This is a genomic window from Streptomyces niphimycinicus, assembly GCF_018883605.1.
Lineage (GTDB): Bacteria > Actinomycetota > Actinomycetes > Streptomycetales > Streptomycetaceae > Streptomyces > Streptomyces niphimycinicus.
Genome location: NZ_JAHLEM010001188.1, coordinates 1 through 1,916, shown reverse-complemented (window position 1 = coordinate 1,916; position 1,916 = coordinate 1). Strand labels below are relative to the sequence as shown.

At 67.8% G+C, this 1,916-nt stretch carries 2 protein-coding genes; one reads left to right on the top strand and one right to left on the bottom strand.

The features are described 5' to 3' along the window. Window positions 1–283 precede the first annotated feature (283 nt). Window positions 284–739 carry a tellurite resistance TerB family protein gene (locus tag KN815_RS48745; protein WP_216348153.1) on the bottom strand — a complete coding sequence of 152 codons (456 nt, stop codon included), beginning with the start codon at window positions 737–739 and terminating at the stop codon, window positions 284–286. Between the two features lie 314 nt (window positions 740–1,053). Between KN815_RS48745 and KN815_RS48740 the strand changes: the two genes are divergently transcribed. Further along, window positions 1,054–1,916: acyltransferase family protein (locus tag KN815_RS48740; protein ID WP_216348152.1), on the top strand; the 863-nt coding region annotated here is incomplete at its 3' end.

The window sequence follows — 1,916 nt, the reverse complement described above, 5'->3', positions numbered from 1 at the left end:
GCTGCTGGGGCCGGTGCCGCCGTCCCGGCACTGGCCGCCGACGTGGACGGCGGCGGGGCTGGCCCTGTGGATCGCGGCGGTGGGCACGGCCGCGTCCGCCCTGTCGTCGGCGAACGCGGCGGTCGCCCTGGTCCTCGTCCTGCACGCCGCGACGCCGCTGTAGGACGCGCCTTACGGCTTGCGGCTAACGACTGCGGCACGACCGCAGCACGACTGCGGCCTATGGCGTGCGCGCCCTCTTACGGCGTGCGGGGCCGCCTTACAGGCGGCGTGCGGGGCCGCCTTACAGGTCGAACTCGGCCGGCGGGAGGTCCAGCGCGTAGCACGCCTCGCGGACCATGGCCTGCTCGGTCTTGTCGAAGTTGCCGTCGGCGCCACCGATGACGATGCCGATCTGGATCACGGCGCGCGCCTCGGCGGGCTTCTTCTTGGCCTTGGCGACCTCCTGCATCACGCTCACCTTGCCGAAGTCGAAGTCGACGGTGAGCTTGTTGAGGTAGTCGTTGAAGCGCCGCTGAAGGTCGTCGGCCGGGAAGTTCTGTAGCACGTCATTGGTGGCGATGAGCTGGGCGACGCGCTGCCGCTCGGACGGCTCGACCGAACCGTCCGCCGCCGCCACCAGGGCGCACATCGCCATGCTCGCGTCGCGGAACGCGCCGCTCTTCAAGTCGTTCTTCTTCTCGACGAGCTGAGTCTGCATCGTCTGGGCGGATTCCTTGATGCGGTCCCACAGGGCCATGGCCACTCACACTCCATAGGGTCGTTAGCATCTACAGTTGTGTAGAAGTTAGCAGGCGGGGTCGGTCAAGGCCGGGCGGATCGGCCCCTTTCATCGCTCTCTGAACTTTCCAAAGGCGTAAAGAAGTTCCCAAGCTGAGGAGGTGAAGGATGCGCTGGGCTGGGCGTAAACCGTCGTACGCGAGAGCTGAGCCTTTTCGGGCGAGGCGCGGCGGGCGCCACTATGGTGCGTGGAATGTTCCACTCCGCAACCCTCCGCCGAAACCCAGTAAGAGGCGGGGCTTCCCCCGCAGGTTCCCCGGGAGACCGTATGTGATGAACGTCTCCTCCTTACTGCCCGTGCGGCGGGCACCGACGACCCCGCCCCCCGAGGCGGCACCGGCTTCGTCCCCCACGCCGAAACAACGTGACGCGTTCTTCGACAACGCCAAGTACCTGGCGATCGTGCTGGTCGCGATGGGACATGCGTGGGAGCCCCTGCGGGGCGGCAGCAGAGCGGCGTCCGCGCTCTATATGACCGTCTACACGTTCCATATGCCGGCGTTCGTGCTCATCTCCGGCTACTTCTCGCGGAGTTTCGACTTCCGGCCGGACCGGGTCAAGCGCCTGATCACGGGGGTCGCCGTCCCGTACGTCCTCTTCGAGGTCGCGTACACCTTCTTCAAGCGGTGGGCGGGCGACGATCCGTCGTATCCGATCAGCCTGCTCGACCCCTGGTACCTGACCTGGTTCCTGATCGCGCTCTTCGTCTGGCGGCTGACCACGCCGCTGTGGCGGATCGCGCGGTGGCCGGTGGCGCTGGCTCTCCTCGTCGCCGCGTTCGCCGCCTGTTCACCGAATATCGGTGACGACCTCGATCTCCAGCGGGTGCTTCAGTTCCTGCCCTTCTTCGTGCTGGGGCTGCATCTGCGGCCGGAGCACTTCCGGATGATGCGGCGACGCGAGGTCAGACGACTGTCCGTGCCGGTGGCCGCCGCCGCGGTGGTCTTCGCCTACTGGGCCGTGCCGCGGATGAACCCGGCGTGGCTCTACCGCCGGGACAGCGCGCAGGAACTCGGCGCGCCGTGGTGGGCCGGGCCGGTGATGACGTTCGCCCTCTTCGGCTGCTCCATGGTGCTCACCGTGTGCTTCCTCGCCTGGGTGCCCCGGCGCCGGATGTGGTTCACGGTGCTCGGCGC

Coding starts and splice junctions, on each gene's coding strand:
- KN815_RS48745 (WP_216348153.1), bottom strand. CDS start 739: ATGGCCCTGTGGGACCGCATCAAGGAATCCGCCCAGACGATGCAGACT.